Below are 15,153 nucleotides of genomic sequence, written 5' to 3'. Positions count from 1 at the left end.
ATTGGAGTTGTGAATGACCGTACCCCTGTTAGTTGTCGATGATTCAAGTTTTGCGCGCAAGCAGGTCATCCGAGCATTGCCGAAAGGTTGGGACGTTGAGGTATCTCAAGCGAGCAATGGCGAGCAGGCACTTGAGTTAATTAAAGCAGGTAAAGGCGATGTCGTGCTATTAGACCTGACCATGCCGGTCATGGATGGGTTTGCTGTGCTTGAGGAGATTAAAGCGCGTGATTTACCCGCTGTGGTCATTGTGATCTCCGGAGACATTCAACCCGAAGCGGAGGCCAGAGTTATGAAGTTGGGTGCGCTGGCCTTTATTAAGAAACCACTCGATTCCGAACAGCTCCACCAGGTGCTGAGCGATTTCGGAATACTGTCGGTTTAGGAGGCGGGTTTGTCTACAGACGTTTTAGATGAAGAACTTCGCGACTGTTTCCAGGAACTGAGTAATGTTGCTGTCGGTCGTGCGGCCGACCTGCTAGCCCGATTGCTGAACAACTTCGTCATCATGCCGATTCCGGTTGTGAACCTGCTTGAGCGGGCGGAACTGTCAATGGCGCTGTCGGCGATTGCCGATGCCAGTTCAGTCAGTGCTGTCTGTCAGGGCTTTACCGGTTCCAAAATTGCTGGTGAAGCCTTATTGATTTTTAACGACGCCAGTTTCCAGGACATGGCCGAGTTGACCCAGTTTAAAGGGGAGATTACAGAACAAATTGAGCTAGAGCTGTTAATGGACATTGCCAATATTTTGATTGGTGCCTGTCTGAAAGGGTTAGCTGAACAGATCGATGTCAGTTTTTCACAGGGCCAACCGTATCTGTTGGGCCAGCACATCAACATTGAAGAACTGCTCAATCGAAATGGCTCTACCTGGCAACGGCTGTTAACGATTGAGCTGCCCTACAAACTCGAAGGTAGGGAAGTCAATTGCGATCTTTTGTTGTTATTCACCGAAGACAGTCTCGCGATACTGCGTAACAAGATGTCGTATCTGCTGGAGTAATAATGAACACTGATTACACCGGGTTGGCAGAGTTTCACTGGCTAATTGAAGTCATGCAGACCGTTGATGTCGGTGTGCTGGTACTGGACCTCGAATACCAGATCACCGCCTGGAACGGTTTTATGGAAAATAACTCGGGTATCGATTCGGCCGATGCGCTCGGACGCAGCCTGTTTGATGTCTTTGATGACCTGTCCGTCGAATGGTTTAAACATAAAGCCGACACCGTTATTCAATTGCGAAACCGTGCGTTTACGACCTGGGAACAGCGAGCCTATGTGTTTAAGTTTCGCAATAACCGACCCATAACCGGTGTCACTGAGTACATGTACCAGAACTGTACCTTCATCCCGGTGATCGGTACGACCGGTAAGGTACAGAACCTCGCCGTCATTGTTTACGACGTGACCGACATTGCGACCAGTAAGCTGGAGTTGAAAGCCGCGAATGATCGGTTAGCACAGCTCAGCCGAACCGATGGCCTGACCCAGTTGTACAATCGGGCTTATTGGGAAGAAATGCTCAGTAATGAGTTCAAACGGCAAAAGCGCCATGCCCATGATCTCAGTCTGATTATGTTCGATATCGATCATTTCAAAAAGGTCAACGATACCTACGGCCATCAGGTCGGTGATGATGTGATTCGTGCCGTGGCTGAAGAAGTCAGGCACAACAGCCGGAATACGGATATTGCAGGACGTTATGGTGGTGAAGAGTTCGCCCTGTTATTGATCGATTCCGACGCTGAGAATGCTCTGCTGTTTGCAGAGCGACTGCGCAAAGCGATTGAGAATCGCAGGGTTTCAACTCCCGAAGGCGAGTTGCAGGTGACTGTGAGCCTGGGTGTGGCTCCCTGGAAAGAATCGTTTCACCATTACAACGCGTGGATTGAAGCCGCGGATAAAGCACTGTATACCTCAAAAGATGAAGGTCGAAACCGCTCTACGCTCAGTAAATGAGCGCACCAAGACTTTTTCAACAGGCTGCCAGGGCTTTGATTTGCATCATGGCAGATTCCCAGCCCACGTCTATGCTCAAATAAGGCCCACTTTTTGGAAGCGGCTATGAATAATCCGATTCTTCAGCGCTTGAATGCTGACCACAAACACATCGCCAAGGTTATGTATTGTCTGCGTGCGCAGATCAAAGGATTTGACGATCCGGATATGGAGCCGAATATCAGCCAGATCATGGATATTCTGGATTTCATCTCGACCTTCCCTGAGCGTTGGCACCATCCGGTTGAAGATGTGGTTTTTCGTAAGTTGATGGAAAAAAATCCACCCCATCCGGAACAGATCCGGGCGGTGTTACGTGAGCATGAAGATCTCGAACGCATTACCCAAGAGTTAAAAACCGCATTTGAACGGGTAGCTATGGACATCGCGGTACCCATCGCTCATCTCTACAAAACCACGACCATTTATTTGTCCCGGCAAATGCTGCATTTGGACGCTGAAGAAAGCGTGTTATTTCCTTTGGTGGAAGACTATCTGGAAGAGGACGATTGGGCTGACGTTGAAGAAGAGGTGGATCGCGTCTTTGGTGATCCGGACGACCTCGCCAAGCAGGAATACGACCACCTGTTAAGCTCGATCCTGAACTTTGATGCACACTTTTCTTCAACTGATTAAAACATCAACTGATACGCAATCCGGGCGGCCAGCTTAGCGGTCCGCCCATCCAGATCCAGTGTCGGGTTCAATTCGGCAACATCGGCCAGCAAAATCGGTGTCTCGTTTTGTTCGCAAATACCCTGAACCGTTTGCAACAGTTTCAGCACAAAAGCCGGCGGCACACCCACGGCTGAAGGGGCGGAAACGCCCGGCGCGTCCGCCGCCGGAAAGACGTCCAGACATACCGTAATATAGAGTGCATCAAGCGGTGCCAACCAGTCGGTCAGTTGGGACTGAATGTTACTGATGTTGCCCCAATGACAATCCAGATCTTCGACCCATTGCACATCGTGCTCATACGCAAACTCGAACAAGGCATCGGTGTTGGCGCTCGGGTTGATGCCGCAAACAAAGTAGTCAAAAGGGGTCTCGTTCGCTTCGCACCATTGCTGCGCCTGCCGGAACGGCGTGCCGGAGCTGGGTTTCGGGTTTGGGTTGCGCAGATCAAAGTGAGCGTCGAAATTCAGAATACCGAGGCGGGCATTGGGCGCCTGCGTACTGAGAAAGGAGCGCAGGCCGGAATAGCTGCCCCAGGCGACTTCGTGACCACCGCCAAGTACGATCGGTCGGGCGTTCTGCTCAAGCAATCGATGAACTTGATGTGACAGCGTTTGGTGGGCGGTTTCAAGGTCTGTATCACAACAGACATCACCGATATCGTACAGTTGTGCATCGGACGCACAAGCCAGATTGGCGAGAGCTTGCCTTGCTGCAATCGGACCGTCTTTCGCCCCGGGTCGACCCTGGTTCCGGCGCACGCCTTCGTCGCTGGCAAAGCCCAGCAAAACCGGTTGGCCGTCAAAGTCATCGGGCAGTGTGTCATAGGTGATCTGTTGATGAATGCGACGACTCAGTTCCGCGTCTTCGGTATCCACACGTCCCTGCCAACAATCCGCAAGGTGATCAGTTTTTAACATGGGTTCGCTCCTGTCCGGCCTGCCAGATGCGCTGTGGTCGGAATCGATTAATCTCGTGAATGATTTGTCGCGGATGGTCAACATCCCACAGCAACAGGTCGGCGTCAAAGCCTTCGCGCAGTTGGCCTTTTCGATCGCCCAGTCCCAGGGCCTGAGCCGCTGAGCGTGTCATGCCGCTCCAGGCTTCGGCGGGCGTCATACCGAACAGTACGCAGGCCAGATTCGCTGCTGTCAGCAGTGAGCTCAGCGGCGAACTGCCGGGGTTCTGATCCGTGGCCACTGCCATCGGAACCTGGTGCGCCCGCAATGATTCGATGGGCGGTTTCTGGTGTTCACCAAGGTAGTAAAACGCGCCGGGTAAGATCACCGCCGTCACCCCGGCCTCTGCCATACGACCGATCTGCGGTTCAGAAATGAACTCAATGTGATCGGCCGACAAGGCGTTGAACTCACACAGGACATCGGTCCCGCCTTGTTGTGTCAGCTGTTCGACATGGCCTTTTAACTTAAAGCCGAGGCGAGTGGCGGCCCGAAACAGGCGTCGGGTTTGGTCCGCAGAGAATGCAATGGATTCACAGAACACATCAACGGACGTCGCCAGGTTTTCGGCCGCCACGGCGGGCAGAATCTCGTCAATCACCCGGTTGAGATAAGCTTCCGGATCATCATGAAACTCCGGTGGAACGGCATGAGCGGCTAAACAGGTCGCGTGAACTTCGACCGGAAAGTGCTCTCCCAGCTGGCGAATCACGCGCAGCATTTTCAGCTCATCGTCACGATTCAGTCCGTACCCCGATTTGATCTCGACCGTGGTGACGCCTTCGGCAAGCAGTCGTTGCAGGCGTTTGGCAGCCTCGCTGAAAAGATCGGCCTCATCGGCCGCTCGGGTTGCGGTGACGGTGCTGCGGATGCCGCCGCCGGCCTTTGCAATCTCGGCATAGGATTTGCCTTGGCGCAGAGCTTCAAACTCCCCGGCGCGATTTCCGGCGTAGACCAGGTGGGTGTGGCAATCGATCAGGCCGGGGGTGAGCCAGCAGCCGTCGCCATCGATCGTGGTCACTGCCGAGGGGTAGGGCGATTGGTCCTGCGGCCCAACATACAGAATTTTCCCGTCATTCCAGGCCAGACAGCCGTCCTCGATCACCCCATAGTCGGTATCGAGCTGCGAGTTCAGTGTGGCAATCCGGATATTCCGGATCAATCCATCAATCGTCTCCATGGTGCGCGAGTCCTGTCGTGATGCATTCATAAGTTGACAAATAATTTAGTTGTATATACAACTTGTTGCAAGTGAATCTTAATAACGGGTCACCTCGGTGGAAAAACAATACGAGAAAATCAAACGGGCGATTGTGCAGCGTGTAGAACAGGGGGACTGGCGCCCTGGTGATGTCGTTCCCTCAGAAAATGCGCTGGCTGAGCAGTTTGAAGTGTCGCGGATGACGGCCCGGCGGGCCTTAAGCGAACTGACCGATGCCGGCGTACTGAATCGGGTCCAGGGTCGGGGCAGCTTTGTGGCTGAGCAGTTACCGACCGGATCGCTGCTGACCATCCGCAGTATTGACGATGAAATCCGAGAACGCGGTCATGATCACAGTGCCGAGGTGCTCTGCCTTGAAACCCGGCGGGCCGATGCACATTTGGCCCAGGCCTTTCAATGCGATCTTGACGATGCTCTGTTTTTCAGTCGATTGCTGCACTTTGAAACCGGCAGTCAGGGGCAACGGCAGCCGATCCAGCTGGAAGAGCGCTATGTGAACCCGATACTTGCGCCCGAGTATCTGCAGCAGGACTTTCAGCAAATGACGCCCAGCGCCTACCTGAGTCAGGTGGCACCGCTTATGGAAGCGGACCATTGGGTGGAAGCCTGTATGCCGGATGAACAAACTGCCCAATGGCTGGCGATGCCGCATCAGGAGCCTCTGCTGAAGCTGACCCGTCAAACCTATACCTATCAACAACACACTCAGAATCGACCGTCTCCGTTGGTGACGCTGGCGACCCTGTGCTATCCCGGCACCCGGTATCGTCTGGGCGGGCACCTTGGGCCGGACGACAGGAGAGCATAACAATGACAACACGACTCGATCCCTCACGACACATTGCCGCGCCAACCGGCGCCACCTTGACCGCGAAAAGCTGGCTGACTGAAGCGCCCATGCGCATGCTGATGAACAATCTGCACGCGGATGTCGCGGAGCATCCTCAGGAACTGGTTGTGTATGGCGGGATTGGCCGCGCCGCCCGTAACTGGGAGTGCTACGACAAAATTGTCGAGGTACTGCAGCGTCTGGAAGATGACGAAACCCTGCTGGTGCAAAGTGGTAAACCGGTGGGCGTGTTCCGCACGCACAAAGATGCACCGCGGGTTCTGATCGCGAATTCCAACTTGGTGCCGCACTGGGCGAACTGGGAGCATTTCAATGAACTCGATAAGCAAGGCCTGATGATGTATGGCCAGATGACGGCCGGATCATGGATATACATCGGTTCGCAGGGGATCGTGCAGGGCACTTATGAAACCTTCGGTGCCGTGGCCAAACAGCACTTCAACGGTGACGCCACGGGCAAATGGATTCTGACCGGCGGACTGGGTGGCATGGGTGGTGCCCAGCCTCTGGCCGGCACAATGGCCGGTTTTTCAATGATTGCCGTCGAGTGCGATGTGTCTCGCATCGATTTCCGCTTGCGTACGGGCTATGTCGACAAAAAAGCCACGACATTGGATGAAGCGCTCGGCCTGATTGATCAGGCTAAAGCCGAAGGGCAGGCGATCAGTATTGGCTTGCTCGGTAATGCGGCCGATGTGTATACCGAAATCGTTGAGAAAAACATCACGCCGGACGTGGTCACCGATCAGACCAGTGCGCATGACCCGCTCAATGGTTATCTGCCCCAGGGCTGGACCCTGACTGAAGCGAAAGCGCTGCGCGAGCGTGATCCGACGCGCGTTGTCGATGAAGCCAAAGCGTCGATGGCGGTGCAGGTTAAGGCCATGTTGACCTTGCAGGAACGAGGCGCGGCGACGCTGGATTACGGCAACAACATTCGGCAGATGGCGTTGGAAAAGGGCGTCGACAACGCATTCGATTTTCCGGGCTTTGTGCCGGCCTACATCCGGCCGCTTTTCTGTCAGGGCATCGGTCCGTTCCGCTGGGCGGCGCTGTCGGGGGACCCGGAAGACATCTATAAAACCGATCAGAAAGTCAAAGAGCTGATTCCTGATGATCCTCATCTGCACAACTGGCTCGATATGGCGCGTGAGCGGATTCAGTTTCAGGGCCTGCCGGCACGAATCTGCTGGATCGGTCTGAAAGATCGCGCCCGCATCGGTCAGGCTTTTAACGAGATGGTGGCCAACGGAGAGTTGAAAGCACCCGTCGTCATTGGTCGTGATCATCTTGATTCCGGTTCGGTCGCGTCCCCCAACCGGGAAACCGAAAGCATGCTCGATGGCAGCGATGCGGTATCCGACTGGCCGCTGTTGAATGCCTTGCTGAATACCGCCAGCGGTGCCACCTGGGTAAGCCTGCATCATGGCGGCGGTGTCGGCATGGGCTTTTCACAACACGCGGGCGTCGTCATTGTCTGTGACGGCACCGACGAGGCCCATGACCGTGTTGGCCGGGTTTTGTGGAATGACCCGGGTACCGGCGTCATGCGTCACGCCGATGCCGGTTACGACATTGCACAGACCACAGCAAAAGAGCAGCGGCTTGACCTGCCCATGGTGGAAGGCTGCGACAAAGGAGCCCGGAAATGAAGGCACTGACACTCAAACCCGGTGAGCTGACACTGAATGACCTGCGCGATATTTTTCGCGAGCCGGTGCAGCTCACTCTCGACCCGGCGGCAGTGCCCGCGATTGATGCCGCCGCCTCAACCGTACAGAAAGTGGTCGATGAAAATCGCGTCGTGTATGGCATTAACACCGGCTTTGGTCTGCTGGCCAATACCCGCATTGCGCCGGAAGAGCTGGAAACGCTGCAACGCTCGATTGTGCTGAGTCATGCGGCCGGCATCGGTGAGTTTATGTCTGAAGACACCGTGCGCTTGCTGATGGCGTTGAAAATCAATTCACTGGCGAGGGGTTACTCCGGTATCCGCTTAAGCGTCATCGAAGCGTTGATCACCTTGCTGAATCAGGAAATCTACCCGTGTATACCGGTGAAAGGTTCCGTCGGTGCGTCTGGCGACCTAGCGCCCCTGGCGCACATGAGTTGCCTGTTGCTGGGTGAAGGTGAAGCCTTTGTCCGTGGGGAGCGTACCTCCGCAAAACTGGCGCTTCAGGTGGCCGGACTGGACCCGATTGTCCTGGCGCCGAAAGAGGGGCTGGCGCTGTTGAATGGCACCCAGGCGTCCACAGCGCTGGCACTGAAAGGGCTGTTTGCGGCTGAAAACGTGTTGCATGCCGGCGTGGTGATTGGCGCACTCAGCGTTGAAGCGGCGAAAGGGTCGCGCGCGCCATTTGATGAGCGGATTCATGCCGTGCGCGGGCATCAGAGCCAGATCGATGTGGCCAGCGCTTATCGTTCTCTGTTGGCTCACTCGTCCATTGAACGCTCACACGAGGACTGCGAAAAAGTACAGGACCCGTACTCACTGCGATGCCAGCCTCAGGTGATGGGTGCCTGTCTGCAGCAGATGCGTCATGCCGCGAGCGTGATGGTGACCGAAGCCAATGCGGTGTCAGACAATCCACTGGTGTTTGCCGATGATGACGTGGTGCTGTCCGGGGGGAACTTTCATGCCGAACCCATAGCCATGGTCGCTGATAATCTTGCTTTGGCGATTGCGGAAATCGGTTCGCTCTCGGAGCGGCGAATGGCGCTGTTGATCGACAGCAAGCTCAGTGGCTTACCTCCGTTTCTGGTGAACAACGGCGGGGTGAACTCCGGGTTTATGATTGCGCAGGTGACCAGTGCGGCGTTAGCCAGCGAAAATAAAACCTATGCGCATCCGGCTTCGGTGGACTCGTTGCCGACTTCTGCAAATCAGGAAGATCATGTCTCGATGGCCACCTTTGCTGCGCGGCGTTTGCAGGATATGCATGAAAATACCGTAGGCATTCTGGCGGTGGAATACCTGGCCGCCTGTCAGGGGTTGGACTTCTTAGCGCCGTTGTCGTCTTCGGATAAACTGGAAGAAGCCAAAGCGGTCTTACGAACCAAAGTGCCGTTTTACGATAAAGACCGTTATTTTGCGCCCGACATTGAAAAGGCCGCCAACCTGATTCGTGATGGACGACTGGACGGCTTTGTTGAGCGGCTGTTGAGTCGTTAAACGTCCTTGGCATGGAAGCATGAAAGGCTTGCGAGAGGATGGTGACTCAAGGCCGGATTACGACCCTTGATCGATGCAAGGGTCGTCAGCTTTCATCTGACATTGTTCGGCGATGGTTGGGTTGTCGGGCTGCAACCGATCACTGAAACAGCCTTCGCCAGTACCCAACGAAGGTGACCCTTCGATTGACCTGCATCACACCTGCCCGGCAGATAACTCTTATAGTCCTCATTAAGAACCAATATGAAAAGCACGATGCACTCAGCGAATGATTGAGTCATTGTGTATACAGGCGCAGGCAGAAACGCTCGTTCTGAACCTCTGGTGCTGTTGAGTGTTCGCAATGATGCTCGGCGTACCAAACGTATGCGCAGAAGTTGACAGGACGTCAGTTTCAACTCTGGCCAGAAAATTCAGACAGATACCGTCGGTATCTGTGCAGTGAACTGAGGACACATAAGGATGTGTGGATTCGCAGGTAAGTACTCCCCGGGTGCAACGGTTTCTGCACAGGCGCAGCAGTTACTGCTGTCCGCCATGCTTTCCCCTATCTCCCATCGAGGGCCGGATGAGACCGGCTACTATTGCGACGAACAGGTCGCCTTGGCACATTGTCGGTTGAGTATTGTCGACCCGGCGCATGGTCAGCAACCTATGGTCGACCCTTCCAGCCAGGTTGTGCTCGTGTACAACGGGGAAGTGTTTAATCATCCGGAACTGCGACAAACCCTGACTCGCTTAGGTCATCAGTTTACGACTCACTGTGACACCGAGGTGGTGTTGCGGGCTTATCTGGAGTACGGCCAGTCGTTTGTGCAGCATCTTAACGGACAGTTTGCCATTGTGATCTGGGACCCTCGCGAGCAGCAACTGTTGTTAGTGCGGGATCGCGTCGGTATCTGTCCGCTGTTTTATTCTGACACCCGCGATGGGATCCTGTTTGGCAGTGAAGTTAAAGCCATCATTCCGGCAATGATGGACTCACCGCGGTTGAATCTGGCGGTTCTCGATGAAATTTTTACTTGCTGGACACCGTTAGGCTCTGAGACTGTTTTTGCAAACATACAAACGGTTCAGCCGGGTGAAATGATCTGTTTGTCACATGGCCGTCGACAGCATTGGAAGTACTGGTCGTTTGACTATTCCCCTCAAAAGAATGCCATGTCCGAAACCGAGTGGGCGGCGTCATTGCATGAAGAACTCACCGATGCCGTCCGTATTCGGTTGCGCTCGGATGTGCCTGTCGGAGCGTATCTGTCGGGTGGGCTCGACTCCTCGATAATTACAACATTGATTAACCGTCTTTCCCCCGAGCGATTGAACACCTACTCCTTGGGTTTTTCCGATCCTGACGTTGATGAACGTTGCTATCAGCGTATGCTGATCGAGTCGCTGAACGTGTCGCACACTGAATGCCACGTAACTGAAGAAGACATCTGTGATGCGTTTGCCGAGTCGGTTTGGCACGCCGAAACTCCCATGTTGCGAGCGGCGCCGGTGCCTATGGGTTTGCTGTCAGCGAAGGTCAATGCAGCGGGTTTTAAAGTTGTGTTAACGGGCGAAGGTGCCGACGAGGTGTTTGGCGGTTACGACCTTTTTAAGGAAACCAAAATTCGTCAGTTCTGGTCACGACAACCGCAATCCGAAAGCCGCCCGTTACTGTTGAAAAAGCTGTATCAGTATCTGCAACTTCCGGCACAGGGGCAAGCCGAATACCTGCGTGCGTTTTTTAATGTCATGCTGGATCAGCCCGATCATGTGCTGTATTCGCACATGCCCAGATGGACGACGACGGCCAAAGCCAAACAGTTTTATTCCGATGACCTGAACGCTGCGTTGCAAACGTCGGCATTGTCCCGTGCCGAAAAAATCCTTTCATCCGGTTCATCGATGAGTTCGTTTCAGCGAGCTCAGTACATTGAATCCACGTTGCTCATGCCGGGTTATCTGCTCAGTACGCAGGGCGATCGGATGCTGTCCATGCATTCTGTTGAGGGTCGGTTCCCATTTCTGGATCATCGGGTCATCGAGCTGGCATCACGGCTGCCCGATGCTCTCAAGATGAAAGTTTTGAATGAAAAGTATCTGTTGAAAAAAGCCTTTGCTTCTCAATTACCTCCGGCCATCGCACAACGATCCAAGCAGCCTTATCGTGCGCCGGATGCCCGATTGCTAAAGGTTTTGGTTGAGCGTGATGACATCCGGGAAGGGCTCAGTGAGTCCCGTATACGGGCAAAGGGTTTGTTTTCAGCACACAAAGTACAGCGGTTAATGCGCAAGGCGCGGAGCAAGCCGCTAAACACGTCGGAGTCCCAGGCACTGATCGGGATTATTTCGACTCAGATCCTAACCGAGTCATTCGGTTTAACAACGCTATAGGAGTTGGCTTATGTCAGACATGGAGATTCGGTCGCAATTGCGGGCATTCATTCTGGAAAACTATCTGTTTACGGATGATCAAAATGCCTTATCGGATACGCAATCCTTTTTAAAGGCAGGCATTTTGGATTCGATGGGCATTCTGGAGTTGATTGCCTTTTTAGAAGAAGAGCTGGGGGTCATGGTGGCGCCGGCTGAAATGGTGCCGGAGAATCTCGACAGCATTGATAACCTGATGGCGTTTATCGTTAATCGGATACCCGCCTGAACGTTGCTCTGAGGAGGTTTTATGTTCATTCCTGACCAGGTTTGGCTGCGCTGTGAGCAAAACCCGAACGCAGTTGCCGTAGAGCATGGCAACTCCAAATTGACATATGGGCAATTGGCTGACGTCAGTTCACGTTACGCCTCTCGATTGAACAATTTAGGATTGGCTCGGCAGGAGCGCGTTGTTATTTGCCTCGAAAACTCGATTGAGTATGTCGTTGTGTTTTATGCCATCTGGCGTTTAGGGGGCATTGTGGTACCGGTCAATGCCCGGTCCACCGCTACCGAGTTAGCCCTGGTTGTCCGGCAGTGCAGTGCTCGTTTAATCGTGACCTCACCGGCGGTTGCGTCAACGTTGTCGAAGTCTTTACCTGAATCCGTCGAGGTCGAGACGATTGAGCCATCGTTGGATCTGTTTGCCTCGCTGGGACTGACCGAAGCGATACCGTTACAGCAACAGGTTCCTCTGTCATCGGATGATATCGCTCAGATACTTTATACGTCAGGCACGACCGGCGACCCGAAAGGTGTTGTGTTGAGTCATGAAAACCTCGCGATCAATACCGACGACATTGTGCGTTACCTCCAACTGAATCAACAGGACAGAGTGCTGACCATTTTACCGTTCCATTTCAGCTACGGAAACTCGGTACTGCACACGCATCTGGTGACTGGCGGCACCGTGATTGTCGGGTTTCAGATGGTTTTTCCACAACAGGTTGTTGATGGATTGCGTCAAACCAAAGCAACTGGCTTTTCCGGTGTGCCGACCACCTTTCGCAGTCTCGTCAAGCTCACGGACATCGCGCAGTTTCCACCGCCGTTGCGCTACGTGACTCAGGCGGGTGGAGCCATGGGTGTCGACCTGACGCAGCAATTGTTAGCGGCTTTAGATGCCCGCACCCGGTTGTTTGTCATGTATGGGCAAACAGAAGCCGCTGCGCGCATTACCTATCTGCCACCGGAGAAGTTGAACGACAAGATGGGCTCGGCCGGTCATGCGCTGGAACATATTGTCCTGAGCATACGGGATGATGATCAACGGCCCTGTGCGACCGGCTGCGTTGGAGAAGTGTATGCACAGGGCGGCAATATCATGCAGGGTTACTGGCAAAACCCAGAAGCATCGGCTTGCGTGTTAACAAAGTATGGGCTTAAAACCGGTGACCTGGGCTATCTGGATGCTGACGGATACCTGTTCATCACCGGACGGAAGGTCGACATGATCAAGGTTGCTGAGAATCGGATTAACCCGCTGGAAATCGAAGAAGTCATTTGTCAGTCAGATAGTATTTTAGAAGCCGCGGTCATCGGAGTTGAGGATGAGCGTACCGGGCAGCGACTGGTGGCCTGTTGTGTAAGCCGGAGCGGACAGGGTGATAGCCTGATGGTCAAACGACACTGCGCGCAACAATTGGTTGGTTACAAAGTGCCGCGCGAGGTGGTTTGGTTGGATCAATTACCAAAAACCGCCAGCGGAAAAATTCAACGTTTTAAACTCTTAGAACAACTACAGGGATTGTGTGATGCGTGATCAATATCTGGACCCGGAACTACAGCTCGACCTGGCCTTTGAAGCCGATCGCATTACCAACTTTATTCGTCAGTCGTTAGCCGGGACACTGCATCGGCGTGGTTTGGTTGTGGGTCTGTCCGGCGGTATCGACAGTTCGGTGTGTGCTGCGTTGGCGGTTCGGGCTATTGGTCCGGAGCGTGTGTTGGGCTTGATGATGCCCGAAGCCGACTCTTCTGACGACAGCCGAAAACTGGCCGACGTGTTGGTGCAGCATTTGGGTATCGAGGCTCAGCTTGAAGACATTACCGCCACACTGGACGGGTTGGACTGTTATCGTCGGCGTGACGAAGCCATTCGTATCGCTCTTCCTGAGTATCAGTCTGACTGGAAAAGCAAAATCGTGTTGTCGGGCGCGAGCCAGGGCCTGATTAACCATTTTACCGTCGTCGCAGAATCGCCAGACGGCCAGCGTTTTGAAGCCGCCTTGCCATTGAAAGCCTATCTGAGCATTGTTGCAGCAACCAATTTTAAACAACGTGTTCGTAAAACCATGGAGTACTTCCATGCCGATGCCCGTAATTATGCGGTGGTCGGAACGCCAAATCGTCTGGAGTACGATCAGGGCTTCTTTGTTAAAAATGGAGACGGCGCGGCCGACATTAAACCGATCAGTCATCTGTATAAAAGCCAGGTTTATGCCATGGCACGCTACCTCGAGTTACCGGAAAATATCTGTCAGACCACACCGACAACCGATACCTATTCGTTGCCGCAGGGGCAGGATGAGTTTTATTTCGCGTTACCTTATGAGCAAATGGACTTGGCACTGCTCTATAAAAATCAGTCTCGCCCGGCCGCTGATTTAGCCAAACGGTTGGAGCTTGATATTGCAGTGGCACAACGTATTTACGATGATATTGAGCAGAAACGAAAAACCACCCAGTATCTGCATATGTCACCGTTACGTTTGGAAGCCTCATGAACCCGTCGGTGACTCGAGACCCGGCACGTATTGCCAAGCGCACTTTGCAGCGTTTCCAATCGATGTTGTTCTATGGCAACAATACACAGCACCAGGCTGAACTGAGAACCTTCCGCGAACAGGCGTATGGCCAACAGTTTTATCAGCTGCAGTCGGCCTACGAGGACTGGATAGGGCGGTCGCCGGCTGCTGATGTGATTTATGCTTGGGATGGCCATCGGGTTGTGGGTCAACAATGCTGCCGTTCCTTTTATCTGAAGGTTGGCGAGCAGCGGGTGCAGGCCGTAAATGCGTTTAATTTGTATGTTGATGAAGCCTGGAAGCTGAAAGGCTTAGGGGTGGCACTGACCACTCATCTGACCGAGGCTTACCCAATCGTGGTTTGTCAGGGGATATCCGATGAAGCCTACGCCATGTACAAACGCCTTAATTGGATGGATTTGGGTTGTTTGGATTACCTGGTGGCGCCTTTGAATGGTTGTGCCATGCCCCGGCAGAAGGGCGAAGGATTGACACGTCGGGTTGGCCGCTCTTTGGTGACGGTGTTGAGCCGGTTATGGCAGCGAACTCGATTAGCGACCGGACCAAACGTCGGTTTAAAAAAGCTGAATTCGCTGACACCCGCTCAAGTGTCTCGGATAAAGGAGCACGCCTCCGGCTACATTCAACTTGAAGCCGATTTCTCTCATTTACAATGGCGTTTTGATCAAACCGACTACCGATGTTGGCAATCTCAAGGTAAGTTTGGTGAGGCGATACTAGTGATTCGTACACGCCGCGTACAAGGTACGTTGCAGTGGCTTATCAGCGAGTTTTTTCGCGACAATGACACCGCGATATCACCAACCCTGGCTGCCCTGCTACACCTTGCGGCTGAGCATGGCGTCGATAGCCTGGTGTTTCATGGCAAAGATGACCGGCTTGTGTCATACCTGAAACGATGGGGTTTTATTACTCGCCCGCATGGGGCACGGTTTATGGCTTACTGTCGTGATGAATTGCTACGGGAAGCCTGCCAGTCACCAAGAAATTGGCAATGTACTACAACGCTCAGTGATCTGGATTTTGCCGACCTGTTTGGACAACGCCATGGCCATCCCATCGCGTCAGTTCGCCATGGTTAACGGGTC

14 protein-coding genes are annotated in these 15,153 nt (G+C 53.7%); 12 read left to right on the top strand and 2 right to left on the bottom strand.

Annotation, left to right across the window (positions count from 1 at the left end; translation table 11 throughout):
- Positions 1-13 precede the first annotated feature (13 nt).
- The 4 genes from MED297_RS19310 to MED297_RS19295 all read left to right on the top strand — a co-directional run bounded on the left by MED297_RS19310 (position 14) and on the right by MED297_RS19295 (position 2,637).
- Entirely contained in the window at positions 14-385 is a 372-nt protein-coding gene (locus tag MED297_RS19310; RefSeq protein WP_008048010.1) for a response regulator, read from the top strand.
- A gap of 9 nt (positions 386-394) precedes the next feature.
- On the top strand, positions 395-1,003 hold the full coding sequence (locus tag MED297_RS19305) for a hypothetical protein (RefSeq protein ID WP_008048008.1): 609 nt from the start codon (positions 395-397) through the stop codon (positions 1,001-1,003).
- A 2-nt stretch (positions 1,004-1,005) separates the two neighbouring features.
- Positions 1,006-1,962, top strand: coding sequence for a sensor domain-containing diguanylate cyclase (locus MED297_RS19300; protein ID WP_008047999.1), 957 nt, complete (start codon positions 1,006-1,008; stop codon positions 1,960-1,962).
- A gap of 105 nt (positions 1,963-2,067) precedes the next feature.
- Entirely contained in the window at positions 2,068-2,637 is a 570-nt protein-coding gene (locus MED297_RS19295; protein WP_008047997.1) for a hemerythrin domain-containing protein, read from the top strand.
- Here MED297_RS19295 and hutG read toward each other — a convergent pair.
- Together hutG and hutI are read right to left on the bottom strand one after the other, a co-directional pair.
- The gene (hutG, locus tag MED297_RS19290; protein WP_008047994.1) at positions 2,634-3,596 is read right to left on the bottom strand and encodes a formimidoylglutamase; all 963 of its coding nucleotides are present in this window, start codon (positions 3,594-3,596) and stop codon (positions 2,634-2,636) included. The genes MED297_RS19295 and hutG overlap by 4 nt on opposite strands.
- Entirely contained in the window at positions 3,583-4,815 is a 1,233-nt protein-coding gene (hutI, locus tag MED297_RS19285; RefSeq protein ID WP_040557637.1) for an imidazolonepropionase, read from the bottom strand. Before hutI ends, hutG begins: the two co-directional genes overlap by 14 nt.
- A gap of 97 nt (positions 4,816-4,912) precedes the next feature.
- Here hutI and MED297_RS19280 point away from each other — a divergent pair, with 97 nt between their 5' ends.
- The 8 genes from MED297_RS19280 (at position 4,913) to MED297_RS19245 (ending at position 15,147) form a co-directional block, all read left to right on the top strand.
- Entirely contained in the window at positions 4,913-5,665 is a 753-nt protein-coding gene (locus MED297_RS19280) for a UTRA domain-containing protein (RefSeq protein ID WP_008047991.1), read from the top strand.
- Positions 5,666-5,667: 2 nt separating this feature from the next.
- The gene (gene hutU, locus MED297_RS19275) at positions 5,668-7,359 is read left to right on the top strand and encodes a urocanate hydratase (RefSeq protein ID WP_008047989.1); all 1,692 of its coding nucleotides are present in this window, start codon (positions 5,668-5,670) and stop codon (positions 7,357-7,359) included.
- Positions 7,356-8,879 carry a histidine ammonia-lyase gene (gene hutH / locus MED297_RS19270; RefSeq protein WP_008047987.1) on the top strand — a complete coding sequence of 508 codons (1,524 nt, stop codon included), beginning with the start codon at positions 7,356-7,358 and terminating at the stop codon, positions 8,877-8,879. The genes hutU and hutH overlap by 4 nt, the downstream gene beginning before the upstream one ends.
- A gap of 462 nt (positions 8,880-9,341) precedes the next feature.
- Complete coding sequence (asnB, locus tag MED297_RS19265) at positions 9,342-11,258, top strand: asparagine synthase (glutamine-hydrolyzing) (RefSeq protein ID WP_008047986.1); 1,917 nt, start codon at positions 9,342-9,344, stop codon at positions 11,256-11,258.
- A 10-nt stretch (positions 11,259-11,268) separates the two neighbouring features.
- Positions 11,269-11,526, top strand: coding sequence for an acyl carrier protein (locus tag MED297_RS19260; protein ID WP_202594572.1), 258 nt, complete (start codon positions 11,269-11,271; stop codon positions 11,524-11,526).
- Positions 11,527-11,547: 21 nt separating this feature from the next.
- Positions 11,548-13,059, top strand: coding sequence for a class I adenylate-forming enzyme family protein (locus MED297_RS19255; RefSeq protein WP_008047984.1), 1,512 nt, complete (start codon positions 11,548-11,550; stop codon positions 13,057-13,059).
- Entirely contained in the window at positions 13,052-14,023 is a 972-nt protein-coding gene (gene nadE, locus MED297_RS19250; protein WP_008047983.1) for an NAD(+) synthase, read from the top strand. The genes MED297_RS19255 and nadE overlap by 8 nt, the downstream gene beginning before the upstream one ends.
- On the top strand, positions 14,020-15,147 hold the full coding sequence (locus MED297_RS19245) for a hypothetical protein (protein ID WP_008047982.1): 1,128 nt from the start codon (positions 14,020-14,022) through the stop codon (positions 15,145-15,147). Before nadE ends, MED297_RS19245 begins: the two co-directional genes overlap by 4 nt.
- The last annotated feature ends 6 nt before the right edge of the window (positions 15,148-15,153 follow it).

Origin of the sequence: Reinekea blandensis MED297 (genome assembly GCF_000153185.1) — a bacterium.
GTDB lineage: Bacteria > Pseudomonadota > Gammaproteobacteria > Pseudomonadales > Natronospirillaceae > Reinekea > Reinekea blandensis.
This window is presented reverse-complemented; position numbering and strand designations above follow the sequence as displayed.

What these genes read in the sequence shown, in the direction of transcription:
- MED297_RS19310 (WP_008048010.1), top strand. Translation starts at nt 14, where the DNA reads ATGACCGTACCCCTGTTAGTTGTCGATGATTCAAGTTTTGCGCGCAAG.
- MED297_RS19300 (WP_008047999.1), top strand. Translation starts at nt 1,006, where the DNA reads ATGAACACTGATTACACCGGGTTGGCAGAGTTTCACTGGCTAATTGAA.
- MED297_RS19295 (WP_008047997.1), top strand. Translation starts at nt 2,068, where the DNA reads ATGAATAATCCGATTCTTCAGCGCTTGAATGCTGACCACAAACACATC.
- hutG (WP_008047994.1), bottom strand. Translation starts at nt 3,596, where the DNA reads ATGTTAAAAACTGATCACCTTGCGGATTGTTGGCAGGGACGTGTGGAT.
- hutI (WP_040557637.1), bottom strand. Translation starts at nt 4,815, where the DNA reads ATGGAGACGATTGATGGATTGATCCGGAATATCCGGATTGCCACACTG.
- hutU (WP_008047989.1), top strand. Translation starts at nt 5,668, where the DNA reads ATGACAACACGACTCGATCCCTCACGACACATTGCCGCGCCAACCGGC.
- hutH (WP_008047987.1), top strand. Translation starts at nt 7,356, where the DNA reads ATGAAGGCACTGACACTCAAACCCGGTGAGCTGACACTGAATGACCTG.
- asnB (WP_008047986.1), top strand. Translation starts at nt 9,342, where the DNA reads ATGTGTGGATTCGCAGGTAAGTACTCCCCGGGTGCAACGGTTTCTGCA.
- MED297_RS19260 (WP_202594572.1), top strand. Translation starts at nt 11,269, where the DNA reads ATGTCAGACATGGAGATTCGGTCGCAATTGCGGGCATTCATTCTGGAA.
- MED297_RS19255 (WP_008047984.1), top strand. Translation starts at nt 11,548, where the DNA reads ATGTTCATTCCTGACCAGGTTTGGCTGCGCTGTGAGCAAAACCCGAAC.
- nadE (WP_008047983.1), top strand. Translation starts at nt 13,052, where the DNA reads ATGCGTGATCAATATCTGGACCCGGAACTACAGCTCGACCTGGCCTTT.
- MED297_RS19245 (WP_008047982.1), top strand. Translation starts at nt 14,020, where the DNA reads ATGAACCCGTCGGTGACTCGAGACCCGGCACGTATTGCCAAGCGCACT.